The organism is Frigoribacterium sp. VKM Ac-2859, from assembly GCF_013204925.1.
Taxonomy (GTDB): Bacteria; Actinomycetota; Actinomycetes; order Actinomycetales; family Microbacteriaceae; genus Frigoribacterium.
This window is the reverse complement of record NZ_JABMLC010000002.1, coordinates 727,354-752,271: the sequence shown is the minus strand read 5'-3', so window position 1 is coordinate 752,271 and position 24,918 is coordinate 727,354. Positions and strand designations below refer to the sequence as shown.

General features: G+C 71.8%; 19 protein-coding genes. 16 read left to right on the top strand and 3 right to left on the bottom strand.

The window, feature by feature from the left end; genetic code table 11:
- Nucleotides 1–41: 41 nt before the first annotated feature.
- Genes HQQ78_RS11390 through HQQ78_RS11380 form a run of 3 tightly spaced genes read left to right on the top strand, consistent with a single transcriptional unit; the run spans nucleotide 42 to nucleotide 4,645 of the window.
- Nucleotides 42–1,877, top strand: coding sequence for an ABC transporter ATP-binding protein (locus HQQ78_RS11390; RefSeq protein WP_173153352.1), 1,836 nt, complete (start codon nucleotides 42–44; stop codon nucleotides 1,875–1,877).
- Nucleotides 1,874–3,799 (top strand): ABC transporter ATP-binding protein, encoded by a 1,926-nt coding sequence (locus tag HQQ78_RS11385; RefSeq protein WP_082460047.1) that lies wholly within the window; start codon nucleotides 1,874–1,876, stop codon nucleotides 3,797–3,799. Before HQQ78_RS11390 ends, HQQ78_RS11385 begins: the two co-directional genes overlap by 4 nt.
- 57 nt (nucleotides 3,800–3,856) lie before the next feature.
- Nucleotides 3,857–4,645: a GNAT family N-acetyltransferase gene (locus tag HQQ78_RS11380; protein ID WP_173153349.1), complete on the top strand. Its 789-nt coding sequence runs from the start codon at nucleotides 3,857–3,859 to the stop codon at nucleotides 4,643–4,645.
- Between the two features lie 109 nt (nucleotides 4,646–4,754).
- Here HQQ78_RS11380 and HQQ78_RS11375 read toward each other — a convergent pair whose 3' ends face one another.
- Together HQQ78_RS11375 and HQQ78_RS11370 are read right to left on the bottom strand one after the other, a co-directional pair.
- The gene (locus HQQ78_RS11375; RefSeq protein WP_173153346.1) at nucleotides 4,755–5,135 is read right to left on the bottom strand and encodes an MGMT family protein; all 381 of its coding nucleotides are present in this window, start codon (nucleotides 5,133–5,135) and stop codon (nucleotides 4,755–4,757) included.
- Between the two features lie 25 nt (nucleotides 5,136–5,160).
- Complete coding sequence (locus HQQ78_RS11370) at nucleotides 5,161–5,634, bottom strand: N-acetyltransferase (RefSeq protein WP_173153342.1); 474 nt, start codon at nucleotides 5,632–5,634, stop codon at nucleotides 5,161–5,163.
- A 99-nt stretch (nucleotides 5,635–5,733) separates the two neighbouring features.
- Here HQQ78_RS11370 and HQQ78_RS11365 point away from each other — a divergent pair, with 99 nt between their 5' ends.
- The 5 genes from HQQ78_RS11365 (at nucleotide 5,734) to HQQ78_RS11345 (ending at nucleotide 13,611) form a co-directional block, all read left to right on the top strand.
- A complete protein-coding gene (locus HQQ78_RS11365) occupies nucleotides 5,734–7,008 on the top strand; it encodes an ROK family transcriptional regulator (RefSeq protein ID WP_159825069.1) in 1,275 nt (424 codons plus the stop codon).
- A gap of 215 nt (nucleotides 7,009–7,223) precedes the next feature.
- Nucleotides 7,224–8,612: an extracellular solute-binding protein gene (locus HQQ78_RS11360; protein WP_173153340.1), complete on the top strand. Its 1,389-nt coding sequence runs from the start codon at nucleotides 7,224–7,226 to the stop codon at nucleotides 8,610–8,612.
- Between the two features lie 4 nt (nucleotides 8,613–8,616).
- The gene (locus HQQ78_RS11355; protein ID WP_173153328.1) at nucleotides 8,617–9,603 is read left to right on the top strand and encodes a carbohydrate ABC transporter permease; all 987 of its coding nucleotides are present in this window, start codon (nucleotides 8,617–8,619) and stop codon (nucleotides 9,601–9,603) included.
- Between the two features lie 2 nt (nucleotides 9,604–9,605).
- Nucleotides 9,606–10,442 (top strand): carbohydrate ABC transporter permease, encoded by an 837-nt coding sequence (locus HQQ78_RS11350; RefSeq protein ID WP_043594260.1) that lies wholly within the window; start codon nucleotides 9,606–9,608, stop codon nucleotides 10,440–10,442.
- Between the two features lie 94 nt (nucleotides 10,443–10,536).
- Entirely contained in the window at nucleotides 10,537–13,611 is a 3,075-nt protein-coding gene (locus HQQ78_RS11345) for a glycoside hydrolase family 38 C-terminal domain-containing protein (RefSeq protein WP_173153325.1), read from the top strand.
- 134 nt (nucleotides 13,612–13,745) lie between these two features.
- Here HQQ78_RS11345 and HQQ78_RS11340 read toward each other — a convergent pair whose 3' ends face one another.
- On the bottom strand, nucleotides 13,746–14,672 hold the full coding sequence (locus HQQ78_RS11340) for an ROK family protein (protein ID WP_371740459.1): 927 nt from the start codon (nucleotides 14,670–14,672) through the stop codon (nucleotides 13,746–13,748).
- Nucleotides 14,673–15,011: 339 nt separating this feature from the next.
- Between HQQ78_RS11340 and HQQ78_RS11335 the strand changes: the two genes are divergently transcribed.
- From HQQ78_RS11335 to HQQ78_RS11300, 8 genes are all read left to right on the top strand, one after another.
- Complete coding sequence (locus tag HQQ78_RS11335; protein ID WP_216844329.1) at nucleotides 15,012–16,214, top strand: ROK family transcriptional regulator; 1,203 nt, start codon at nucleotides 15,012–15,014, stop codon at nucleotides 16,212–16,214.
- A 216-nt stretch (nucleotides 16,215–16,430) separates the two neighbouring features.
- Entirely contained in the window at nucleotides 16,431–17,753 is a 1,323-nt protein-coding gene (locus HQQ78_RS11330; RefSeq protein ID WP_123571471.1) for an extracellular solute-binding protein, read from the top strand.
- A 105-nt stretch (nucleotides 17,754–17,858) separates the two neighbouring features.
- Nucleotides 17,859–18,860 carry a carbohydrate ABC transporter permease gene (locus HQQ78_RS15930; protein WP_199859381.1) on the top strand — a complete coding sequence of 334 codons (1,002 nt, stop codon included), beginning with the start codon at nucleotides 17,859–17,861 and terminating at the stop codon, nucleotides 18,858–18,860.
- On the top strand, nucleotides 18,857–19,810 hold the full coding sequence (locus tag HQQ78_RS11320) for a carbohydrate ABC transporter permease (protein WP_199736328.1): 954 nt from the start codon (nucleotides 18,857–18,859) through the stop codon (nucleotides 19,808–19,810). The genes HQQ78_RS15930 and HQQ78_RS11320 overlap by 4 nt, the downstream gene beginning before the upstream one ends.
- Before the next feature lie 4 nt (nucleotides 19,811–19,814).
- Entirely contained in the window at nucleotides 19,815–21,536 is a 1,722-nt protein-coding gene (locus HQQ78_RS11315) for a beta-N-acetylhexosaminidase (RefSeq protein ID WP_216844328.1), read from the top strand.
- A 22-nt stretch (nucleotides 21,537–21,558) separates the two neighbouring features.
- Nucleotides 21,559–22,344, top strand: a complete 786-nt coding sequence (gene nagB, locus HQQ78_RS11310; protein ID WP_056043373.1) for a glucosamine-6-phosphate deaminase — start codon at nucleotides 21,559–21,561, stop codon at nucleotides 22,342–22,344.
- Nucleotides 22,345–22,420: 76 nt separating this feature from the next.
- Complete coding sequence (locus tag HQQ78_RS11305) at nucleotides 22,421–24,115, top strand: amidohydrolase family protein (RefSeq protein ID WP_173153309.1); 1,695 nt, start codon at nucleotides 22,421–22,423, stop codon at nucleotides 24,113–24,115.
- Between the two features lie 132 nt (nucleotides 24,116–24,247).
- Entirely contained in the window at nucleotides 24,248–24,874 is a 627-nt protein-coding gene (locus tag HQQ78_RS11300) for an NAD(P)-dependent oxidoreductase (protein ID WP_173153306.1), read from the top strand.
- Nucleotides 24,875–24,918: the final 44 nt, after the last annotated feature.

The following is a 24,918-nucleotide window of genomic DNA, read 5'->3' as shown; positions in this document are numbered from 1 at the left end:
CGTTCGGTCGCCCGTGCCAGATCACGACACTTGGATCACCCATGTCTCAGAAGTCCTCGTCCGCACGCCCGCCCGACCCGGCGAAGCGCCCCTCGACGGTGCAGTCGCTCGTGCGGCTCCACCCCTACGTCAAGCCGGCCCTGCCCCGCATCGTGCTGGGCATGGTCGCGGCCCTGCTCGCCGCCGTCGTCGCCCTGCTGATCCCCCTCGTCCTGCAACTGCTCGTCGACGGCCCCCTGTCGAGCGGTGACCGATCGCAGGTCTGGCCCGCGTTCGCCGTCGTGCTGGGCCTCGGAGTGGCCGAGGCGATCCTGATCGGTGCCCGCCGTCGCCTGGTGCTCACACCGAGCACGCACGTCGAGGCGACCATGCGCAACGCCCTCTACGCCAAGCTGCAAGACCTGCCGGTGGCGTTCCACGACCGCTGGCAGAGCGGTCAGCTGCTCAGCCGGTCGGTCAGCGACCTGAGCCTCATCCGCCGCTGGCTCGCGTTCGGTGTCGTGCTGCTCGTCGTCAACGTGCTCACGATCGTCGTCGGCTTCGTCGTCCTGTTCTCGTACAGCTGGGTGCTCGGCCTCGTCTTCCTCGTGGCGTCGCTGCCCGTCTTCTTCGTCAGCTTCGCGTTCGAGAAGCGCTACTCGGTCGTCGCCCGCCGCAGCCAGGACCAGGTCGGCGACCTGGCGACCAGCGTCGAGGAGAGCGTCCACGGCATCCGCGTGCTCAAGGCCTTCGGTCGCGGCAAGCACTCGCTGCGCGAGTTCGCCAAGCAGGCCGAGGACCTCCGCGGGACCGAGATCGAGAAGGCGAAGGCCATCTCGAAGCTGTGGCTCTGGCTGCTGCTCGTCCCCGACGTCGCCTTCGCGCTCTGTCTGCTCGGCGGCGTCTGGTTGGCCGCCGACGGCCAGCTGACCGTCGGCCAGCTGTTCGCCTTCTTCGCGACGGCGACCGTGCTGCGCTGGCCGGTCGAGTCGATCGGCTTCCTCCTCTCGATGACCTTCGACACCCGCACGGCCGTCGACCGCTACTTCGAGGTGATGGACAGCGAGAACACGGTGACCGACCCCGAGGAGCCGGCGACGATCGCCGAACCCCACGGTCGACTCGAGTTCAAGGGCACGCACTTCCGGTACCAGGACTCGCCGGCCCAGTTCTCCGACCTCGTCAACGGGGTCGACCTCGTCGTCGAGCCCGGCGAGACGATGGCCCTCGTCGGTCTCACCGGTTCGGGCAAGACGACGCTCCTGTCGCTCGTGTCCCGGCTCTACGACGTCACCGGCGGGCAGGTCCTGATCGACGGTGTCGACGTCCGCGACCTCAGCCGTGAAGAGCTCCGCCGTCACATCGGCATGGCGTTCGAGGACGCGACGCTGTTCAGTGCGTCCGTCCGTGACAACGTCCTGCTCGGTCGCCCCGACCTCGCCGACGACGCCGACGAGGCCGACCGGGTGATGCGCGAGGCACTCGAGATCGCGCAGGCCGACTTCGTCGAGCGGCTGCCCGAGGGCGTCGACACCCGCGTGGGTGAAGAGGGCCTCAGCCTGTCCGGCGGCCAGCGTCAGCGCCTCGCGCTGGCACGTGCCATCGCTGCGCGCCCGGCCGTGCTGGTGCTCGACGACCCGTTGTCGGCCCTCGACGTCGACACCGAGGCGCGGGTCGAGGCCGGTCTGCGACGCGTGCTCGCGTCCACGACCTCGCTGATCGTCGCGCACCGGCCGTCGACGGTCACCCTGGCCGACCGGGTCGCGCTGCTCCAGAACGGCACGGTCACCGCGGTGGGCCGGCACTCCGACCTCATCGCGAGCAACGAGCACTACCGCTACGTCATCTCGTCGCTCGACGACGACTCCACCACCACCCGAGAGGAGGTGCTCGCATGACCGACACGACACTCGAGGACGACCGTCCCGATCGCCCGGCGGTCGCCGACGGCCCCGTCGAGCGCGAGGCGTTGGACGGCCGCACGCCGGCCGAGAAGCGCGCCGAGCAGGGCTCGACGACGCAGGGCGTCCGCGGCGAGGAGCGCGAGAACTTCACCAAGGACGAGAGCAAGAGGCTCCGCCGTCGGTCGCTGCGCCTCCTCGGCTCGCTCGTGCACCCGCTGCGCTGGCGACTCGCGTTGATGGGCGTCGTCGTCGTGATCAGCACGGCCTCGCAGGTCGCGGGGCCGGCCCTGATCGCGATCGGCATCGACACCGCCCTGCCGGCCCTGATGGACGACCAGGACTGGGCACCGGCGATCCTCGTCGTGGTCGCCTACCTGGTGACCGGCGTGATCGGTGCGGTGCTGATGGCGCAGTACACGGTGCTGTCGGCGCGGATCAGCCAGGCGATCCTGTTCGACCTGCGCAAGCGGCTGTTCCTGCACACGCAGCGGCTCAGCCTCGAGTTCCACGAGACGTACACGTCGGGCCGCATCATCTCGCGCCAGACGAGCGACCTGGACTCGATCCGCGAGCTGCTCGACTCGGGCATCAACCAGCTGGTGTCGGGCCTGCTGTACATGGTCTTCACCGCCGTCGCCCTGGTCGCGCTCGACCCGCAGAGCGGCCTCGTCCTCGCCGTCGCCCTCGTGCCGCTCGTGGCGTTGACCCGGTGGTTCCAGGTGCGCTCGCAGAAGCTGTTCCGGGCGACGCGCGTCACGAGCGCCCGCGTCATCGTGCACTTCGTCGAGACGATGACGGGCATGCGTGCCGTGCAGGCCTTCCGCAAGGAGGCGCGCAACGAGAAGGAGTACGCCGGTCACGTCGAGGACTACCGGCAGGCCAACTCGAAGGTGTTCACGTTGTTCGGCACCTTCGACCCGGGCCTGGTGCTCATCGGCAACGCGACCCTCGCGGCGGTCGTGCTGTTCGGCGGCTTCCGGGTGATCGACGGCTCGCTCGAGATCGGTGCCCTGCTGGCGGTGGCGCTGTACGCGAAGCGGTTCTTCGACCCGGCCGAAGAGATGGCCATGTTCTACAACGGCTACCAGTCGGCGTCCGCCGCGCTCGAGAAGATCTCGGGCGTGCTCGAGGAGCAGCCGAGCGTGCCCGACCCGACGCGCCCGGTCGACCTGTGGGACGCCAAGGGGCAGGTGCACTTCGACGACGTCGAGTTCGCCTACAACGCCGACACGGTCGTGCTGCCCGGCTTCGACCTCCATGTGCCGGCGGGGCAGACCATCGCCCTCGTCGGGTCGACGGGGGCCGGCAAGTCGACGTTGGCGAAGCTCATCTCGCGCTTCTACGACCCGACGCGCGGTGCCGTGACGCTCGACGGCGTCGACCTGCGCGACCTGCACCCGAAGGACCTCCGCCGCGCCATCGTCATGGTGACGCAGGAGGCGTACCTCTTCTCGGGTTCGGTGGCCGACAACATCTCGCTCGGCAAGCCCGACGCGACGCGCGACGAGATCGTGCGGGCGGCGAAGGCGGTCGGGGCGCACGAGTTCATCGAGGCCCTGCCCGACGGGTACGACACCGACGTGAACAAGCGCGGCGGCCGGGTGTCGGCCGGGCAACGCCAGCTGCTGTCGTTCGCCCGGGCGTTCATCGCGAACCCGAGCGTGCTGATCCTCGACGAGGCGACCGCGTCGCTCGACATCCCGTCCGAGCGCATGGTGCAAGAGGCCCTGCAGACGCTGCTCGCCGACCGCACCGCCGTCATCATCGCGCACCGCCTGTCGACGGTCGCGATCGCCGACCGGGTGCTCGTGATGGAGCACGGCAAGATCGTCGAGGACGGCACCCCCGACGACCTGATCGCGGGCACCGGCCGCTTCGCACAGCTCCACGCCGCGTGGCGCGACTCGCTCGTGTGAGGCGGGGCCCGGACGGCGGGCCCCGCCCGCCGTCCGGGCTCGGCTAGCGTGGCCTCGATGACCGACGCGACGAGCTACCTGCAGGCCTACGACGAGCAACTCCGCACCGACGCCGAGACGCCGAGCGCGATCGCGGTCACCCGCCACGGTCCGTTGCGGCTCGTCACCTTCGCCGGTGGTCGCGGGTTCGTCACCTACCGCGACCTCGGCGACGCGGACGCCGACGCGGTGCGCGCGCTGGTGGCGGCCGCCGTCGAGCACTTCGACGCCGACGACGAGATCACCCGGGTCGAGTGGAAGACCCGCGGGCACGACCGTGCCCCCGGGCTCCACGACGCGCTCGTGGCCTCGGGCTTCGAAGCCGGCGAGCCCGAGTCGATCATGATCGGGCCGCTCGCCGCGCTCGCGGACCTCGGCGAGGTGCCCGAGGGCGTGACGGTGCGTCGGGTCACCACCGAGGCGGACGTGCGGGCGATGAGTGCGATGGTCGACGAGGCGTTCGGCGAGGCGGTCGACGCGCGGATGGCCGACGCGCTGCTGTCCCGGTTGGGCCGTGGCGACGGCATGGAGCTCTGGGTCGCCGAGGTCGACGGCCGGATGGTCAGCGGAGGCCGGCTCGAACCCGTCCCCGGCACGGACTTCGTCGGCATCTGGGGCGGCGCCACGCTCGAGGCGTACCGCCACCGGGGCATCTACCGGGCGTTGACCGCGGCGCGCGCGCGTTCCGCCCTCGCGCAGGGCAAGACCCTCGTGCACAGCGACTCGACCGACGACTCGCGTCCGATCCTCGAGCGGTCGGGTCTGGTCGCCGTCTCGACGACGACCCCCTACGACCGGACGCGCTGAGGCGACCCGGGCGACGGCGGGCGGCGCCGGGGGAGGCGGGCGGTCGTGGACGACCGCCTCCGACGAACATGCCCGTCCCGGTGATGCCGGTGGTCCGTGGTGCAGTCGCTCAGGGACGGTGGGAGGCGCGCTCCAGATCGACGCGGAAGGTGCCCGACCGGCTCCACAGCAGAGGCGTGCCCTCGACCCGGTACTGCTCGAGGGCGCGCTGCTCGTGGTCGCGCGGGGCATGGCCCGAGGCGCGGATCACCCGCCACCAGGGCAGGTCGGCCCCGGCGTAGGCCATCACCTGGCCGACGGCACGGGAGGCCCGCGACCCGAGGGCGGCGGCGACCGACCCGTAGGTCATCACGTGGCCCGGCGGGATCGACTCGACGACGGCGACGACCTGCGAGACGAAGTCGTCGGGGTCGGGGTCGGGGGCGGGCCCGGGGTCGGGGCCGGGGTGCGGCGCGGGCTCGCCGCCGTGGGGCGAGGCGCCCGGGGTCACGTCGTCGGCCTCGCGCGGTGCCGGCTCAGACCTGCGACGACGCCAGGGTCAGCCCCGCGACGTGCTCGCCGTAGGGCGTCTCGCCGATGACCTCGAAGCCGATGTGGTGGAAGAAGTCCTCGGGCCCGTCGTCACCCGGCTCGTAGATGACGGTGACCCGGTCGAAGCCGCGGCTGCGGGCCTCGTCGGCGAGGGCGTGCACGGCGAACCGGCCGATGCCCCGGCCCTGGGCGTCGGCCTCGACGTTGATGCGCCAGATGCAGCTGCGCAGCGCCTCGTCGTCGGCCTCGGCGTCGAAGTTGCCCATGATGAAGCCGACCACCGTGTCGTCGTCGTCGTCGACCACGACGCGGGGCCAGGCGGTGGTCGGGTTGACGTACGCCTCGGCGATCGAGTGCGAGACGGGGGCGACGAACTGCTCTTGCCCCGGCTTGAGGGTGAGGTTGTTGGCCGCGACGACGGTGGCGGCGGACAGTTCTTCGAGGCGCAGTCCAGACATGCGTTCAGGGTAACGGGGCGTCCCGACGGGCACCACCGTCGGGCGGATGACCGGCGGTGGTGCGCGCGCGACCCCCCGACGTCGTGGATGATGACGAGAATGAACCGCGGGACGAACCTGCCGGCGATCGGCGGCTACAACCGGTCGGTCGTGCTCGACGCCATCCGGCGGGAGAGCGCGGGCCTCAGCCGGACCGAGATCGCCGGGCGCACCGGACTCAGCCCCCAGGCCGTGACGAACGTCTCGCGCCGACTGATCGAGGCGGGGCTCATCCGCGAGAGCGGCACCGTCATCAGCGGTCCCGGCAAGCCCCGCACCATGCTGCAGCTCGAGTCCCGCGGACGCTTCGCGGTGGGCGTGCACATCGACCCCGCGGTGCTGACGTTCGTCCTGCTCGACCTCGTCGGCACGGTCGTCGCCCACGCCCGAGAGTTGACGCCCTCGGCCAGCGAACCCGACGAGGTGGTGGCCCTGATGGCACGGGCCATCGACGGACTCGTCGTCACGAGCGGCGTCGACCGCGACCTGCTGCTGGGGGTCGGCATCGCCTCGCCCGGCCCGGTCGACATCGGGCCCGGCCTCGTGCTCGACCCCCCGATGATGCCCCTCTGGCGGCACGTGCCGTTGCGTCGGGCGCTCAGCGAGGCGACCGGTCTGCCGGTGCTGCTCGAGAAGGACGTCACGGCCTGCGCGGTCGCCGAGCTGTGGCTCAGCGACGGAGGCGCGGGTGAGCGCAGCGACTTCGCCTTCGTCTACTACGGCACCGGTTACGGCACCGGGCTCGTGCTGGGCGGCGACGTGCTGCGCGGGGCCAGCGCGAACGCGGGGGACTCGGGGCACGTGATGGTCGACGACCACGGCCACCGCTGCACCTGCGGGCGCATCGGCTGCGTCGGGGAGCTCATCACGCCGCACGCCCTCGTGCGGGAGGCCGCGGCCACGGGAGTGCTGCTCGAGGGGGACGTCTCGGACGAGGCGCTCGCCGAGGCGGCTCGCAGCGGGGACGACGTCGACATGCGCCGCATCGACGAGGCATTCGGCGCCCTGGTCGGCAAGGCCGACCTGGGAGACGCCGGCGCCCTCGGGGTGCTGCACGGCGCGGGCCGACACCTCGCGCGTGCCCTCGTGACCATCGTCAACCTGCTCGACCTCGACGAGGTCGTCTTCGGCGGCCCGTTCTGGGCGCCGCTGTCGCGGCACGTCCTCGCGGTGCTGCCGGCCGCGCTCCGCGACGACCCGGCGCTGATCCCGAAGCACCCGATCCGGCTCGTCGAGTCGTCGATCGGCATCGACGTCGCGGCCGTCGGAGCCGCCTGCCTCGTGCTCGACCAGACGTTCTCGCCGCGACCCTCCGCCCTGCTGATCCGCGCCTGACGGGGCAGACCCGCGCCTCCTCGGGTCCCGACCCGCGCCTCCTGCGGTCGCGACCCGCGCCTCGGGGCTACCGACCCGCGCCTCCCCGGCTCGGCCGCCGTTACCGGACCGATGCCGTCCGGCGTCTTGACACGAGTTACTCCATACGATGTAGTAATCGCATCGCGGTCGGGCAGAGCAGCCCGGCGCCGACGCGACTGGAGCAAAGGAGCACCATGTCACGCACGTTCACCTCGGTCCGGGGGCGCAAGCGCGCACTGGCCGTCGCCGCCGCAGCGGTCGCCACGGCCCTGCTGGCCTCGGGTTGCTCGGGGGGCGCCGGCAGCGGCGACTCCGACACCATCAAGGTCGCCTACCAGAAGTTCGGCACGTTCACGCAGATGGACGCCCACATGAAGGAGACCGCGAAGACCTTCGAGGCGGCCAACCCCGGCATGAAGGTCGAGTTCGTGCCCATCGCGGCGCAGAACGACGACTACTTCACCAAACTCGCGCTGATGAACCGGTCGGCGGCCACCGCGCCCGACGTCATGTACGAGGACACCTTCAAGGTCAAGAGCGACGCAGCCGCCGGCTACCTGCTGCCGCTCGACGAGTACACCGAGGCGTGGGAGGACTGGGACGCGTTCTACGACAACGCCAAGGAGGCCGGCGTCGGCGAGGACGGCAAGACCTACGGCATCCCGATGGGCACCGACACCCGGGCGCTCTGGTACAACAAGGACCTCTTCGCGCAGGCCGGCCTGCCCGTGCCGTGGGAGCCGAAGACCTGGCAGGACGTGCTCGACGCGGCCGAGACGGTCAAGGCGAAGGTGCCCGACGTGGTCCCGCTCAACGTGTACTCGGGCAAGCCGCAGGGCGAGGGCGCGACCATGCAGGGCTTCGAGATGCTGCTGTACGGCACGCCGACCGGCACCCTGTACGACGACGAGACCGGCAAGTGGCTCACCGACTCGCAGGGCTTCGTCGACTCGCTCGGCTTCATCGAGGACGTCTACCAGGGCGGCATCGGACCGAAACCCGAGGAGGCGCTGGACACCAACATCGCCACCATCGTCGGTGGGGAATGGCTCCCGCAGGGCAAGCTCGCGATCGCCCTCGACGGCTCGTGGATGAGCGGCACCTGGCTGGAGACCGGCACCAACCCGTGGCCCGAGTGGAACGACGTGATGGGCCAGGCGCCCATGCCCACGCAGGACGGTGCGAAGCCGGGTGCGACGAGCATGTCGGGCGGCTGGACGTTGGCCGTCGGCTCGAAGACCAAGAACCCCGACAAGGCGTTCGAGTTCATCGCCGACGCCCTCGACAAGGACGGTTCGCAGAGCTACGACATCGCCGCCAGCCAGATCGCGGTGCGCAGCGACGTCGCCGAGGACCCCGAGTACGTCGGCAGCAACCCGACCTTCGAGTTCTTCTCGTCGATCGTGCCGGTGACGCACTTCCGTCCGGCGACCACCGACTACAGCCGCATCTCGAACGAGATCACCGTCGCGATGGAGGCCGTCATGACGGGCCAGCAGAGCCCCGAAGAGGCGGCCGCCGCCTTCGACGACCAGCTGGTCGGCATCGTCGGTGAGGACCAGACGCAGAAGGCGGGGGACTAGCCACATGGCGACCATCGCCCCCACCCCGGTCGGCCGTGAGAGCGGCCGACCGGGGGCCTCCGGGCCCGGCCCCGGGCCCCACGGCGAGAAGCCGGGTCGCCGGGCGGGGGCGTCGAAGGCGCGCGCCCTGCGCACCGGCGCCCGCACCCTGCCGCTCGTCCCGGCCTTCGTCCTGCTGGCCCTGTTCCTGCTGGGGCCCGTCATCTCGAGCTTCTACGGCTCGTTCACCGACGCGTCGCTGACCGGCTACGCCGCCGGCGGCTCGGAGTTCATCGGGTTCCGCAACTACACCGAGCTGTTCGCCGACCCGGACTTCCCGAAGTCGGTGCTGCTGACGCTCGCCTTCGTCTTCTTCTCGGCCGTGGTGGGCCAGAACGTCGTCGGCCTGGGGCTCGCGCTACTGATGCGGAACGGCCACAAGGTCGTGCGCTCGATCGTCGGCACGTTCGTCATCGCCGCGTGGGTGCTGCCCGAGATCGTCGCCGCCTTCGCGGCGTACGCGTTCTTCAACGACGCGGGCACGCTCAACACGGTCCTGTCGTGGTTCGGCATCACGGGCGCCAACTGGCTCTACGCGATGCCGATGCTCTCGGTGATCCTCGCCAACGTCTGGCGTGGTGCCGCGTTCTCGATGCTCGTCTACTCGGCGGCGGTGCAGGAGGTGCCCCCCGAGATCACCGAGTCGGCGGAGGTCGACGGCGCCACCGGTTGGCAACGCCTGGTCTTCATCACGCTGCCGGTCATCCGGCGGAGCATCTCGACCAACCTCATGCTGACCACGTTGCAGACGCTCTCGGTGTTCACCTTGATCTACGTGATGACCGGCGGCGGGCCCGGCGTCAACAGCACGACCCTGCCGATCCTGGCCTACCAGGAGGCGTTCCAGTTCTCGCAGCTCGGCTTCGGGACCGCCATCGCCACGATCATGCTGCTCGTCGGCGCGGTCTTCTCGATCATCTACATCAGAGCCCTCAAACCGGAGGTCGACTGACCATGGCCATGACCTCACCCAGCGGCCGCAGCATGAAGGCCGTCTCGAACGCCGTGCTGATCGTCATCGCGATCTGCTTCGCCGTCCCGCTCGCCTGGCTGCTGCTGGCCTCGTTCGACCCGTCGGCCACGCTGTCGGCGAAGGTGCCGTCGCAGTTCACGCTCGACAACTTCACCGCCGTGCTGACGCCCGAGATCTCGTTCGTCCCGCTCGCCAACAGCCTCATCGTGTCGGGCGGCTGCGCCCTGGTGACCGTCGTCGTGGCGATCCTCGCGGCGTACCCGCTCTCGCGGTACCGGATGCGCATCAACAAGCCGTTCCTCTACGGCATCCTCTTCGGCACCGGCCTGCCCATCACCGCGATGATGGTGCCCGTCTACAGCCTGTTCGTCTCGCTGAACCTGATCGACTCGATCGGCGGCACGGTGTTCTTCCTGGCCGCGACCAGCCTGCCGATGGCGATCTGGATGGCGAAGAACTTCATGGACTCGGTGCCGATCTCGCTCGAGGAGGCCGCGTGGACCGACGGGGCCTCGATGTTCTCGACCCTGACGCGCATCGTGGTGCCGCTCATGCGGCCGGGCATCGCCGTGGTGTTCATCTTCGTGTTCATCCAGGCCTGGGGGAACTTCTTCGTGCCGTTCGTCCTGCTGCTCAGCCCCGACAAGCAGCCGGCGGCCGTGAGCATCTTCAACTTCTTCGGGCAGTACGGCTCGGTGGCGTACGGCCAGCTGGCGGCGTTCTCGATCGTCTACTCGGTACCCGTCATCGCGTTGTACGTCCTCGTCTCGCGGACCCTCGGCGGCTCGAACGCGCTGGCCGGCGCCGTGAAGGGGTGAGGCGCCTCCCCACCAGTGCCCCCGCCGCCCTCCCGGTCCACAGAACGACCCGCCCCACCGTGCGCCCCGGCGCGCCCGTCAGGAGACTGATCCCATGCACGACAACACCGTCCTCGTTGAGGCCCGCATCGACCGCTTCGTCCGCGACCGCATCACCCCGGCGGTCTACCGTCGGGCCGTCCCGCTGACGATCACGGCCTGGGAGGCGCCGGGTGAGCCGGTCCCCTTCGCCGAGGCCGTCTCGCAGGCGTTCGAGCCGTTCGCCGTCGGCTCGCCGTGGAGCAGGCCGTGGGGCACCACGTGGTTCCACGTCACGGGGACGGTGCCCGACGATCTCGGCACCGACCCGGCGACCGCCCTCGAACTCGTCGTCGACCTGGGCTTCAGCATCAGGCAGCCCGGGTTCCAGGCCGAGGGCCTCGTCTGGCGACCCGACGGCACGATCGTCAAGGCCATCGAGCCGTACAACGGCTATGTGCCGCTGACGGCGATCGGCGCGGGCGTCACCCCGGGCAGCACGATCGACGTCTACGTCGAGGCCGCGTCGAACCCCGACATCGGTGGCGACGACTTCCACGGCGAGACACCGCTCGGCGACCCCGAGACCGCGGGCGACGCCCCGATCTACGCCCTGCGCAGCATCGTGCTCGCCGAACGCGACGAGGTGGTCGCCGAACTCGACCGCGACGTCTGGACCCTCGTCGGGCTGATGCGCACCCTCGCGCTCACGTCGCCGCGACGGCACGAGATCCTGCGAGCGCTCGACCGGATGTGCGACGTCGTCGACCACGCGGACGTCGCGGGGACCGCGGCAGCCGGGCGTGCCGCGCTCGCCGACGTGCTCGCGGCACCGGCGAACGCGAGCGCGCACCGGGTCGTCGCGACCGGCCACGCGCACATCGACTCGGCCTGGCTCTGGCCCGTCCGCGAGACCCAGCGCAAGGTCGCCCGCACCTTCTCGAACGTCGTCGCCCTGATGGACGACGACCCCGACTTCGTGTTCGCCGCCTCGAGCGCCCAGCAGTACGCCTGGTTGAAGGAGCGCTACCCCGAGCTGTTCGCACGGGTCGCGCAGAAGGTCGCCGAGGGCCGGTTCGTGCCAGTCGGCGGCATGTGGGTCGAGTCCGACACCAACATGCCCGGCGGCGAGGCACTGGCCCGTCAGTTCGTCGCGGGCAAGGGGTTCTTCCTGCGCGAGTTCGGCGTCGACGCCGACGAGGTCTGGCTGCCCGACTCGTTCGGCTACACGGGCGCGATGCCGCAGATCGCCCGTGCGGCCGGGGCCAGCTCGTTCTTCACGCAGAAGGAGTCCTGGAACGAGACGAACCGCATGCCGCACCACACCTTCCTGTGGGAGGGCATCGACGGCAGTCGCGTGTTCACGCACTTCCCGCCCGTCGACACGTACAACTCCGACCTCTCGCCGGCCGAGCTCGCCCACGCCGAGAGCGGCTACGCCGAGAAGGGGTTCTCGAACGTCTCGATCGTCCCGTTCGGCTGGGGTGACGGCGGTGGCGGCCCGACCCGCGAGATGATGGCGGCCGCGCGTCGGGCCGGCGACCTCGAGGGCTCGCCCCGCGTGACCGTCGGCACCCCCGCCTCCTTCTTCGCGCAGGCACGGGCCGAGCTGGCCGACCCGGCCGTGTGGTCGGGCGAGATGTACCTCGAGTTCCACCGCGGCACGTACACGTCGCAGGCCCGCACCAAGCAGGGCAACCGTCGCAGCGAACACCTGCTGCGCGAGGCCGAGCTGTGGAGCGCCACGGCGACCGCACGCGGCCTGCTCGACTACCCCTACGACGAGCTCGAAGAGATCTGGCACGTCGTGCTGCTCCAGCAGTTCCACGACATCCTGCCCGGGTCGTCGATCGCCTGGGTGCACCACGAGGCCGAGCGGCACTACGCGCGGGTCGCCCAGCAGCTCGAGGCGATCATCGGTTCGGCCCAGCGGGCACTGGCGGGGACGGGGTCGGCGACGACCACGTTCAACGCCGGGCCGGTCCCGTCGGCCGGGGTCGACGCCGCGGCCGGGTCGGCCGCGGGACGGGCCCAGGAGGCGGGGGTCGGGTCGGTGGCACCGGTCGCCTCCGACGGCGGCTGGGTGCTCGACAACGGGTTCGTGCGTGCGGTGTTCGACGGTGACGGCCTGGTCGCCTCGCTCGTCGACGCCACGTCGGGACGCGACCTCGTCGCCCCGGGGGCCCGGCTCGGGCTGCTGCAGCTCTTCCGCGACACCCCCAACCAGTGGGACGCCTGGGACGTCGACCAGGCCTACAAGAACGTCCGCACCGACCTGGTCGAGGCCGAGTCGGTCGTCGTCGACGGCGGCGCGCTCGTCGTCACCCGCCGCATCGGCGACTCGACCATCGTGCAGCGCTGGTGGCTCGACGACGACGAGGGCGAACTGCACGTGCAGACCGAGGTCGACTGGCACGAACGGCAGAAGCTGCTCAAGCTGGCGTTCCCGTTCGACGTGCACGCCGACCGGGCGGCCTCCGAGGTGCAGTTCGGTCACGTGCAGCGCCCGACCCACCAGAACACGTCGTGGGACTTCGCCCGGTTCGAGACCGTCGCGCACCGCTGGGTGCACGTCGCCGAGCCCGGCTTCGGCGTGGCCGTGGCGAACGACGCCACCTACGGCCACGACATCACGCGGAGCACCCGCGAGACGGCCGAGGGCGGCGACGGCGGCACGACGACGCTCGTGCGCCAGTCGCTGCTGCGGGCACCGACGTTCCCCGACCCGCAAGCCGACCAGGGGCGGCACGTGCTGCGCTCGTCCGTGCGGGTCGCGCCCGACGTGCTCGACGCCGCGACCGCGGGCTACCGCATGAACCTGCCCGTCCGACGGATCGAGGGGTCGTCGGGCGCCGGGGTCGCTCCGCTGGTGTCGTCGTCGTCGCCGGCCGTGCTGGTCGAGGCGGTCAAGCTGGCCGAGGACCGGTCAGGCGACCTGATCGTGCGGCTGTACGAGGCTCGCGGTGCTCGGGCGGCCACCACCGTCACGGTCGACGCCGACAGCGGGTTCGGCGAGGCGTGGCGCACCGACCTCATCGAGCGCGAGCTGGCGTCGGGCACGGCCGGGGCCGGTCGGTGGGCGTCGGGCTCCGCGGTCGAGTTGACGCTGCGCCCGTTCGAGATCGTGACGCTGCGGGTGGCCCGGGCATAGCGCCGCACCTGCGGCACCGCACCGCGAGATGGTCACAGCGCCAGGTTTTCTCCTGGTGCTGTGACCATCTCGTGGCGACGTGGCGACGTGGCGACGTGGCGACGTGGCGACGTGGGGGCAGGCCGTGGTGGCGGTCAGAGGGCGGCAGCGACGGCCGTCGCGGGTCCGCGGGCCCCGGTCGTCGCGGCACCGACGGCCGCCACGGGGAACCCCGGCGGCAGCAGCTCGATGCGCGACGACAGCTCGAGCGAGGCGAGGAACGGCGACCCCGCCGCCCACCGGTCGAGCACCCCGGCGACGTCGTCGAGCAGGGGGCGACCCAGGTTGCTGAGCCCGCCGCCGATCACGACGGAGTCCACGTCGGTCGTCAGGACGAGGAGGCGCACCGCGGCCGCCACCCCCGCCGCGAGGTCGGCACGCACGCGGACGGCCTCGGGGTCGCCGGCGTCGGCCGCCGCGAACAGCGCCACGGCCGGGTACGCCCCCTCGGTCGGCCAGTGACGGGACACCGCGGCGCCGGCCGCGACGGTCTCGAGGCAGCCGCGCTGCCCGCAGGGGCAGAGCTCGCCCCCGGGGTCGACGGGGACGTGACCGATCTCGCCCGAGACGCCCCGCGAGCCGCGCCAGAGTTCGCCGTCGACGACGAGGCCGGCAGCGAGGCCGGTGCCGAGGTTGAGGTAGCCGACGGACCCCGACAGCGACATGGCGAGGTACGCGCCGAGCGCGGCCGCGTTGACGTCGTTCTCGACCCGGACCGGGACCCCGAGCCGGGCGCTCAGCGTCGGCCCCACGGCGACGTCGTCGAAGCCGATGTTCACGGCGTGCCGCACGCGACCCGTCGTGCCGTCGACGAGGCCGGGGATGCCGACGCCGACCGACTCGAAGGCCTCGACGGCGACGCCGGAGCGGTCCGCCAACGAGGCGACCGCCGTGGCCGCGTTCGTCAGCACGGCATCGGGGCCGAACCCCGTGGGCAGGCGGAGGCGATGGACGGGGGCTCCGGACCCGTCGACGACGACCGCGTCGATCTTGGTGCCGCCGATGTCGAGGCCGACCCTCACGGCCACTCCGTCGACCCGGCTGCGGACGGTCCCGCCGGCGCACCGCCGACGGCGCCGTGAGGCGCGGCGACGGACACGGTGGCGAGCGTGGACATGTTTGTTAGTAAAGCTTACGAACCTGGTCGCGGCAAGGGGTCGCGGCCCGTGGGTCGCCGTGTTTCGGGTGTTGACCGCCGGTGTTTCGTGTGCGTAAACTCGCCGCCACGCACCTTGACACGTGTTTGTAAGGCCCATTTACTAACGGCACGCCACCACGGCGACGCCACCCGGCACCGCTGCCGACGGGCCCTCTCACCGGGTCCGAGGTCGGCGACGATGCCGAGACGAGAGGACGCGCCCGTGACCAGCACGACGATCACCCGGCAGCAGCAGCCGCCGGTCCGCGCCCACAACCGGTCCCTCCTCCTGCAGGCCCTGTACCGCGACGGCTCCATGAGTCGAGCCGACCTCGCGCGTCGCTCGGGTCTGACGCGCCCCACCGTCTCCGCCCTCGTCGCCGAACTCATCGACGACGGCATCGCCCGCGAGCTCGGCGTCCGCGACGACGCGCGGGTCGGCAAGCCGGCGACGCTCGTCGGCATCGAGTCGGACGCCTTCCACATCGTCACGGTCGACCTGTCGAGTGCCGAGCGTTTCGTCGGGGCCGTCGTCGACCTGCGGGGCGGGGTCGTCGAGCGCGCCGGGGTCGAGCTCGACGGGGCCGTCGGCGAGGCCGCCGTGAGCCTGGTCGAGCGGCTCGTCGACGACCTCGCCTCGCGGACGACCCGCCGGCTGCTCGGGGTCGGCGTCGCGACTCCCGGCATCGTCGACCACGACGGCGTCGTGCGCACGGCCGTCCACCTCGGTTGGTACGACCTCCCGCTGCGGTCCCGACTGTCGGCCCGCACCGGTCTGCCCGTCCACGTGGGCAACGACTCCAACGCCGCGGCGATGGGAATCCGCACCTTCGGCGAGGAGGTCGGGAACGATGCGACCGGGCGGGCCGCGACCGGACCGGGCGCGACCGGACCGGCTGCAGCCGGGCAGAGCGCCGACGGGCGGTCCCCGGCGGGCCAGAGCCTCATCGTCGTCACGATCGACCACGGTGTCGGGGTCGGGCTGATCGTCGCCGGTGCGCTCGTCGAGGGCGACCAGTTCTCGGCCGGCGAGATCGGGCACGTGACGGTCGACGAGAACGGCGACGTGTGCGCGTGCGGTCGACGCGGCTGCCTCGAGGAGGCCATCGCCGCCCCGCAGCTGAGGGCGCGCCTCCGACAGCACGACGAGGGGTCGCGCGGCGCCGTCCTCCACGAGGCCGGTCGCGCGCTCGGCCTGGTGCTCGCCCCCATCGTCAGTGCGCTCAACATCGACGAGGTCGTGCTGTCGGGCCCGGCCGACCTGGTCGAGGGCGCGATGCTGCGCGCAGCCCGCGAGACCGTCCGGCAGCGCACGCTGTCCGCCGTCAGCAACGGCCTGACGATGCGGATCGCGGGCAGCGGCACCGACCTCGCCCTGCGAGGCGCCGCGTCGTTCGTGCTGCAGGCCGAACTGGGGTTGACGTGAGCCCGGCGTCGGCACGCCCGGCGTCGGCACGCCCGGCGTCGGCACGCCCGGTGCCCGGCTCGCCCGGGGCGACCGCCCCACCACAGACCTCGGGGGTCCACCCCCGGAGGCGGCGAGGGCCTCGGCCCGTGCCGCATTCCCGACCCGACGCTTGTGCGAGCGCGGGCCGGGACCACAGCGATGCGGCATCCCCGCTTCGAGAACGAGGAGATGAAATTGCGAATCCAACGCTACACGGCGGTCGGGGCCCTGGGCCTGGCCGCGGCACTCGCCCTGTCCGCCTGCTCGAGCTCGGGCACGGGCGGCAGCTCGTCCGACGAACCCCAGGCCGTGCCCACCACCAAGGGTGACGGCAAGACCCTCACGGTCTGGGTGATGACGGGCGACTACACGCCCGAGACCATCGATGCCGTCAACGAGGAGTTCACGAAGCAGACGGGCGCCGACGTCGACGTCCAGATCCAGCAGTGGGACGGCATCACCACCAAGATCAGCACGGCACTCGCCACGAGCACCCCACCCGACGTGCTCGACCTCGGCAACACGCAGGTCGCCAGCTACGCGGCCAACGGTGCACTCCTCGACCTGACGGCGTACCGCGACGACCTCGAGCAGGGTCAGACCTGGTTGACGGGCCTCGAGGAGCCCGCGACCGTCGACGACTCGCTCTACGCCGTGCCCGGCTTCGCCGGTGCCCGCGCCGTCATCTACAACAAGACGATGTGGGCCGAGGCCGGCGTGACCGAGGCGCCCACCACCTACGACGAGCTCACCGCCGACCTCGACAAGGTGAAGGCCGCGAACACGGCGTCCGACTTCTCGGCGTTCTACCTGCCCGGCCAGTACTGGTACGCGGGCATGCAGTTCGTCTGGGACGCCGGCGGAGAGATCGCCACGTCGAGCGACGGCACCTGGAAGGCGGGCCTGGCGAGCGACGAGGCGCAGCAGGGACTGGCCGACTTCACCGAGTTCCAGAACGCCTACTCGACGCCCGCCTCGCAGACCCTCGACACCGACGCCCCCGACCAGACGCAGGTCTTCGCGGACGGCAAGACGGCGACGATCCTGCACACCAACGGCTCGATCGACCTGATCCAGAAGGCCAACCCCGCCCTGACCGACGACGACTTCGGCACGTTCCCGATGCCGGGCAAGTCGGGCGAGACGCAGCCGGTCATGCTCGGCGGCTCGGACTGGGGAATCGCGGCCAAGAGCCAGAACTCCGACCTGGCCCTGCAGTGGACCAAGATCGCCACGAGCCCGGACATCCAGAGCGAGTGGGTCGTGGGCAACGACGGCTGGATCCCGAACAGCGAAGAGGGCATCGAGGCGGCCGGCAGCGTGGTGACGCCGATCCAGAAGGGCTTCTTCGACGCCGCGCTCAACTCGAAGGCCACCCCCGCCAGCGCGAACTGGGCGGCCCTCGAGGGCGACAAGAGCATCAACCAGCTCTTCTCCTCGGTGGTCTCGGGCTCGAAGTCGCCCGAGGCGGCCGCGAAGTCCTTCGACGAGGCCACCGACGAGGCGCTGAACGACTAGCACCGAGCCCTCGGCAGCACCCGGGGGCGTCACGCGACCACCTGATCGCGTGACGCTCCCGCCCCCTCGACCCGCACCTCCTGGACTCGAACCGAAAGAGGAACCGTGGCCCTCTCGATCGCCCCCGGTCTCACCGAGACCCCGCCCGGCGCGGCACCCGACCAGAAGGGCGGCCGGCGCCCGAAGGCCGAACGGAAGGCCCCGGTGCGCCCCGGCGGGAAGCGCCAGCTCGCCCCGCTCTGGCTGCTGTCGCCCGCGGGCATCGTGCTGCTCGCCGTGACCGTCGCGCCCATCGTGTTCCTGGTCTTCACGTCGTTCACCGACTACGACCAGCGCTCGCTCTTCACCGGCGCGTACGACTCGGTCGGCGTGCAGCAGTACGCGACCCTGCTGGCCGACACCGACTTCTGGTGGTCGCTCGTCCGCACGCTGGTCTTCACGGCCGCGATGGTCGGCGGCAGCGTCCTCATCGGCACGGGCGTCTCGCACCTGCTCACCCGGCTCGGCACGCCGATGCGCTACACGGTGACCGTCGTGCTGATCCTCGCCTGGGCGATGCCCAACGTGGCGTCGTCGATCGTCTGGAAGTGGCTGTTCCAGCCCGGCTACGGCGTCGTGAACTGGCTGTTGACCCGGACCGGCCTGGTGGGTGACATGACCAACGTCGACTGGTCGAACGACGCGGCCCTCGCCTACACGAGCATCTGGCTGCTGATCGTGTGGCAGGCGGTGCCCTTCATCGCGCTGACCATGTACGCCGCCGAGACGCAGATCCCGCTCGAGTACAAAGAGGCCGCGCGGCTCGACGGGGCGAGCGAGTGGCGCGTGTACCGGACCGTCACCCTGGTCTTCCTCAAGCCGACGCTGCTGCTGATCACGATCCTGTCGATCATCTGGGACTTCAACGTCTTCAACCAGATCTGGCTCGTCTCGGCCGGCGGCCCCGACGACGCCACCTCGACCCTCGGCGTCTTCACCTACGTCACCGCGTTCGTCGGCTTCGACATCGGGCAGGGCGCCGCCATCTCGGTGGTCACCACCCTGCTGCTCGTCGTGTTGACCGCGTTCTACGTCCGCAACCTCGTCCGATCCGGAGAAGACCTGTGACCACGACCGCACCCGCCGGCGTCGGCACCACGACGACCGAGACCGTCGCGCGCGACGAGAGAAGCAAGGAGGCGCGCTCGGGCCACGGCACCGGCCGACCGTCGCCCGCCCGCCCGACCCGTCGCCGCCGGAAGCCCCGCTGGGTCAGCAACGCGATCGCGATCGTCTTCAGCCTCGTGTGGCTGTTCCCCGTCTACTGGATGGTCAACACGGCGTTCAAGCCGCGCCCCGAGGTGATGACGGCGACCCCGCTGTTCTGGCCGCAGAACCCGACCCTCGACAACTTCGTCGTCGCGGTGACGCAGTCCGACTTCTTCACGAACCTGCGCAACAGCGTGATCGTCGTGGTCGGGGCCGTCGTCTTCTCGATCGTGCTCGGACTGTTCGCCTCGGCCGCCCTGTCGCGGTTCCGGTTCCGGGGGCGGCGCACGATCATGGTGTTCATCCTGATCGTCCAGATGCTGCCGGCGACGGCCCTGTTGATCCCGCAGTTCCTGATCTTCAACAGCCTCGGGCTGCTCGGCACCTACGGCGGGCTCATCCTGGCGTACGTCGCGTCGACGCTGCCGTTCTCGATCTGGGTGATGCGCGGGTTCTTCCTGGCGATCCCGGTCGAGGTCGAGGAGGCCGCGCAACTCGACGGCGCGAGCACCTGGCAGGTGCTGACGCGGATCATGTTCCCGCTCGTGCTGCCCGGCATGATCGCGACGAGCATCTTCGCCTTCATCGCCGCGTGGAACGACTACCTCGTGGCCTACACGTTCATGAAGGACCAGTCGATGTACACGCTGCCGGTCTGGCTGGCCTCGTTCAGCACGCCGACCAGCGGCACCGACTTCGGCGGACAGATGGCGGCCTCGGTGCTGTTCTCCCTGCCGGTCGTCGTCTTCTTCATGATCATCCAACGCAACCTGGTGACCGGCATGTCCGCCGGCGCCGTGAAGGGCTGACCCCGTGACGACCGACTCCTCGACCCCCTCGACCACCATGCGGGCCGGCACCGCGACCCCCGAGACCGCACCGGTCGCGATCGTGCCGCGTCCTGCCCGGCTGACCCGCGCCTCCGGGGCGTTCCGGCTCGACTCGGCGACGCGCATCTCGGCGCCCGACGAGCTGGCCGGCGTCGTCGCCTGGCTGCAGCAGGCGCTGCGCCCCGCGACCGGCCTGCCCCTCCGCGAGGGCAGCGCCGACGGGACCGGCATCTCGTTCGACCTGGACGCCTCGCTCGGCGCCGAGGCCTACCGGCTGGAGGCGCGACCCGCGGGGGTGCGCATCACCGGTGGCGACGCGGCCGGCGCGTTCCACGGGGCACAGGTGCTGCGACAGCTGCTGCCCGCGGCCGCGTACCGGACGGCCCTCGTGCCCGGGGTCGACTGGGTCGTGCCCGCCGTCGACGTCGAGGACCGACCACGCTTCGGCTGGCGGGGTACGCACCTCGACGTCGCCCGGCACTTCCTGCCCAAGCACGACGTCCTACGGTTCGTCGACCTCATGGCCCTGCACCGGCTCAACACGCTGCACTGGCACCTCACCGAGGACCAGGGCTGGCGCATCGAGATCACGAAGTACCCGCGCCTGACCTCGGTCGGCGCGTGGCGGGGGTCGTCGCAGGTGGGGGCCGGGCCGGACGCGACCCAGGACGGCCGACCGCACGGCGGCTTCTACACGCAGGACGACATCCGCGAGGTGGTCGCCTACGCCGCGGCCCGCCACATCACGGTCGTGCCCGAGGTCGACGTGCCCGGCCACTCGATGGCGGCGATCACGGCGTACCCGCACCTCGGCGTCGGCGCCGTCGAGGTCGGGGGGACGCCCGTGGCGGCGCCCCGGCAGATCGCCGTGGGGACCGAGTGGGGCATCTTCGAGGACGTCCTCAACACCGAGCAGACGACCGTCGACTTCTACACCGACGTGCTCGACGAGGTGATGGAGCTCTTCCCGGGCACCTGGATCGGCATCGGCGGCGACGAGTGCCCCAAGGCGCAGTGGCGGGCCGACCCGCGCACGCAGGAGCTCATGCGGGACCGCGGCCTCGCCGACGAGGAGGAACTGCTGGCGTGGTTCATCGGGCGGCTCGACGCGCACCTCACCGCGGCCGGGCGCCGCACCTTCGGGTGGGACGAGATCCTCGAGGGGAACGCCACGATGTCACCCGGCGCGACGGTCGCGTCGTGGCGGGGCATGACCGGCGCGATCACGGCGGCACGACGCGGCTACGACGTCGTGGCGTGTCCCGACGACCAGGTCTACCTCGACTACCGGCAGTCGGACGGGCCCGACGAGCCGATCCCGGTGTCGATCCCGCTCACCCTGGCCGACGTGTTCGCGTTCGAACCCGTGCCCGCGCAGCTCACCGAGGACGAGGCACGTCACGTCCTCGGAGGCCAAGCCAACATCTGGACCGAGCACATGGACTCGCCCCGCACCGTCGACTTCTTCGCGTTCCCCCGGTTGTGCGCCGTCGCCGAGGCGCTGTGGACGACCGAACCGCGGGACTTCGACGACTTCTCCACACGGCTGGCCGTGCACCTCGGACGCCTCGACGCCCTCGGCGTCGAGTACCGGCGGGAGTCGGGGCCGCTACCGTGGCAGCAGCGTCCGGGCGTGCCCGGGCGGCCGGCCTCACGCGAAGAACGCGAGGCGTACATCGCGTCGGTCGTGGCCAACATCGTCTGACGCCTCGGCAGCAAGGAGCCCCATGGAGATCGTCATCGTCCGCGACGCCGACGAGGTCGGCCGTGTCGCCGCCCTCAAGATCGCGTCCGTCGTCCAGCGCGACCCCGAGGCCGTGCTGGGCCTCGCGACCGGGTCGTCGCCCACCGGCATCTACGCGTCGCTCGCGGCCCGGGTCGCGGCGGGCGAGCTCGACTTCGGCCGCGCCTCCGGGTTCGCGCTCGACGAGTACGTCGGCATCCCGCTCGAGCACCCCGAGAGCTACGCCTCGGTGATCGAGCGCGACGTCGTCGTACCCCTGGGCATGGACGCGTCGAAGGTCCACGTGCCCGACGGGCGGGCCTCCGACGTCGAGGCCGCGGTCGTCGAGTACGAGCGGGCCATCGCCGACGCGGGCGGCATCGACATCCAGATCCTCGGCATCGGGGCGAACGGGCACATCGGCTTCAACGAGCCCACCTCGTCCTTCGCGTCGCGCACCCGCATCAAGACGCTCGCCCCGCAGACCCGGGCCGACAACGCCCGGTTCTTCGACGACCCGTCGCAGGTGCCCACGCACTGCCTGACGCAGGGGCTCGGCACCATCCTCGACGCGCACGAGGTCGTGCTCGTGGCGCAGGGGTCGTCGAAGGCGTCGGCGGTCGCGGGCATGGTCGAGGGGCCGCTCGGCGCGATGTGCCCCGGCAGCGCGTTGCAGTTGCACCGGCACGCCACGATCGTCGTCGACGAAGCCGCGGCGTCGCTGCTGCAGCTGGCGGACTACTACCGCTACACCTACGCGAACAAGCCCGTGTGGCAGCGCTTCGAGTAGCGCACCCGTCCCGGCGACGACCGGGGTGTTCCCGTGACGGCGGCGGCGTCCGCGTCCGCGTGACGACGGCGTCCCCGTGACGACGCTGGTGCTCGCGGGCGGGACGGTCTGGGACGGGTCCGGAGGCGCGGGTCGCGTCGCGGACGTCGTCGTGCGCGACGGCGTGGTCGCGGCCGTGGGGCCCGGGGCCGCGGCGTCCGTGGGCGACGGTCGCCGCGCCTCCTCGTCCGGGGTGCCGGCCGGGGTCGAGGTGGTCGACGCGAGCGGACTCGACGTGCTGCCGGGGTTCGTCGACGTGCACGCGCACGACGACGCCGCGCTGTTCCGCCTGGGAGGGGTCGCCCCCAAGACCGGGCAGGGCGTGACGACCACGATCGTCGGCAACTGCGGCCAGGGCGTCGCGCCGTCGCCGTCCGACGCGCGGGACCGATCGCTCGAGGACTACTCGCGGCCGGTGCTCGGCGGGTTCCCTGCGCGACGATGGGCGACGTTCGCCGACTACGTGCGGACGCTGGCCGAGGGCGACGCCGACGGCACCTTCGGCCTGCACGCCGCGACCCTCGTCCCGCACGCCCCGCTGCGGGCGGGCGTGCTCGGCTTCGACCGCCGACCGGTCGACGGCGCCCAGCGGTCGCTCATCGCGGCGTCGGTGGGCGAGGCGCTCGACGCCGGGGCGCTCGGCGTCTCGCTGGGCCTCATGTACGCACCCGGCGACGCCGCCGACCGGCCCGAACTCGTCGCCCTGGCCCGGGAGTGCGCGGCGCGGGGCAAGCTGCTGGTCGCCCACGTCCGCAACGAGGCCGACGGACTCCGCGACTCGATCGACGAGCTGGCGTCGCTGGGGCGCGAGACCGGGGCCGCCGTCCACGTCAGCCACCTGAAGGTGACCGGGCCGCGGAACGTCGGCGGCATGCCCGCGATCGTGGAGCACCTCGACGCCCTGCGCGACGACGGTGTCGACGTCAGCGCGGACGTCTACCCCTACGACGCGGGCAGCACGACGGTCGCGTCGCTGTTCCCGCCGGCCACGGCCGACCACGGGGTCGAGAGCCTGCTCGAGGCGCTCCGACCCGGCACGCGCTCGCGGCGGCAGGTGCTCGACGGGTTGCTCGAGCCCTGGGCCGGATCGACGCTCGAGAACCAGTACGCCGCGATCGGCCCCGAGCGGATCTCGGCGGCGGGGTTCACGCGACCCGAGTACGCGGGCTTCGAGGGGCGGCCGCTGTCCGAGATCGCCGAGGCGGTCGGTGCCGACCCGCGCGAGGTGCTCGCCGACCTCGTCCTCGCCGAACGGGGCGCCTTGACCGTCATCGTGTTCCACACCGACCTCGAGGGCATGCGGACGGCCCTGGCGTGGCCGCACACCCTGGTCGGCTCGGACGGGCTGCCGCGCGAGACCGGCACCGTGCATCCCCGCCTGTACGGGACGTTCTCGCGCGTGCTCGACGAGTACGCCGGGTCGGGGCCGCAGGCCGTGCTCTCGCGGGGCGAGGCGATCGCGCGCATGTCGACCCGCGCCTCCTCGCGGTTCGGGCTGGGGGGCACGGGTGCCCGCGCGGGCGGGGGCGCGGGCGGCATCGCCGGCGGCGGCGGCGTCGGCGCCGTGGGCGGTGGCCGGGCAGGAGGCGCGCTCGGCATCGCCGCCGGGGCCGTCGCCGACCTCCAGCTGGTCGACCCGGGGGCGTACGCCGACCGGGCCACCTACGCGACGCCCCGCCTCGGCCCGTCGGGGCTGGTCGGCCTCTGGGCCGCGGGCCGTCGCCTCCGCTGAGCTTGCCTCCGGTGACCCCGTCTCGTTGACCTGTCTCGGCTGGCCCGATCCGCCCTGCCGCGACCCTGCGCAGGCGTTCTCGGCCCGCTCTTGGTCGGACGGTGTTCGCTTCGATGAACGACAGGAGGCGCGATGAAGGTTCTGGTGTTGGGAGCGACCGGGGGCACGGGCTCCCACGTCCTGCGGGTCGCCCTGTCGGCGGGGCACGACGTGACGGTGCTCGTCCGCGACGCCTCGTCCCTCGACGTGACGGAGGGCGTCCGGGTGCTCATCGGGGACGCGACCTCGGCCGAGGACGTCCGCGCCGCCGTCGTCGGCCAGGACGCCGTGCTGAACGCGATCGGCTCGCGGAACATGCGGCACCCGGTCGAGGTCGAGGTCGGGCGGGCCCTGCTGCCGGCGATGCACGACGCGGGCGTCGACCGACTCGTCGTCTGTTCGGCCTTCGGCGTCGGCGAGAGTCAGACCGATGCGAACACCTTCCAGAAGATGTTCTTCCACACCGTGCTCGGCAAGGTCTACGCCGCCAAGGACGTCGCCGACGCCGAGGTGCGCGAGAGCGGACTCGACTGGACGCTCGTCTACCCGACGCGCCTCACCGACGATCCGGCGACCGGGTCGCTCGCCACGGGGGCGCGGTTGCCCCAGGGGGCGGGCAGCCACGTGACCCGTGCCGACGTGGCGCGTTTCATGCTCGCCCAGCTGACCGACGCGACGTGGTCACGGAGGATCGTGGTCGTGACGGGCGCGGCCGACTGACCTGCGCCTCCTGCGGTGGTGCCGCCTGGACGCCGCACGACCCC

Excerpts from the sequence above, each read along its gene's own strand:
- HQQ78_RS11390 (WP_173153352.1), top strand. The coding sequence starts at position 42 with ATGTCTCAGAAGTCCTCGTCCGCACGCCCGCCCGACCCGGCGAAGCGC.
- HQQ78_RS11385 (WP_082460047.1), top strand. The coding sequence starts at position 1,874 with ATGACCGACACGACACTCGAGGACGACCGTCCCGATCGCCCGGCGGTC.
- HQQ78_RS11380 (WP_173153349.1), top strand. The coding sequence starts at position 3,857 with ATGACCGACGCGACGAGCTACCTGCAGGCCTACGACGAGCAACTCCGC.
- HQQ78_RS11370 (WP_173153342.1), bottom strand. The coding sequence starts at position 5,634 with ATGTCTGGACTGCGCCTCGAAGAACTGTCCGCCGCCACCGTCGTCGCG.
- HQQ78_RS11365 (WP_159825069.1), top strand. The coding sequence starts at position 5,734 with ATGAACCGCGGGACGAACCTGCCGGCGATCGGCGGCTACAACCGGTCG.
- HQQ78_RS11360 (WP_173153340.1), top strand. The coding sequence starts at position 7,224 with ATGTCACGCACGTTCACCTCGGTCCGGGGGCGCAAGCGCGCACTGGCC.
- HQQ78_RS11355 (WP_173153328.1), top strand. The coding sequence starts at position 8,617 with ATGGCGACCATCGCCCCCACCCCGGTCGGCCGTGAGAGCGGCCGACCG.
- HQQ78_RS11350 (WP_043594260.1), top strand. The coding sequence starts at position 9,606 with ATGGCCATGACCTCACCCAGCGGCCGCAGCATGAAGGCCGTCTCGAAC.
- HQQ78_RS11345 (WP_173153325.1), top strand. The coding sequence starts at position 10,537 with ATGCACGACAACACCGTCCTCGTTGAGGCCCGCATCGACCGCTTCGTC.
- nagB (WP_056043373.1), top strand. The coding sequence starts at position 21,559 with ATGGAGATCGTCATCGTCCGCGACGCCGACGAGGTCGGCCGTGTCGCC.
- HQQ78_RS11300 (WP_173153306.1), top strand. The coding sequence starts at position 24,248 with ATGAAGGTTCTGGTGTTGGGAGCGACCGGGGGCACGGGCTCCCACGTC.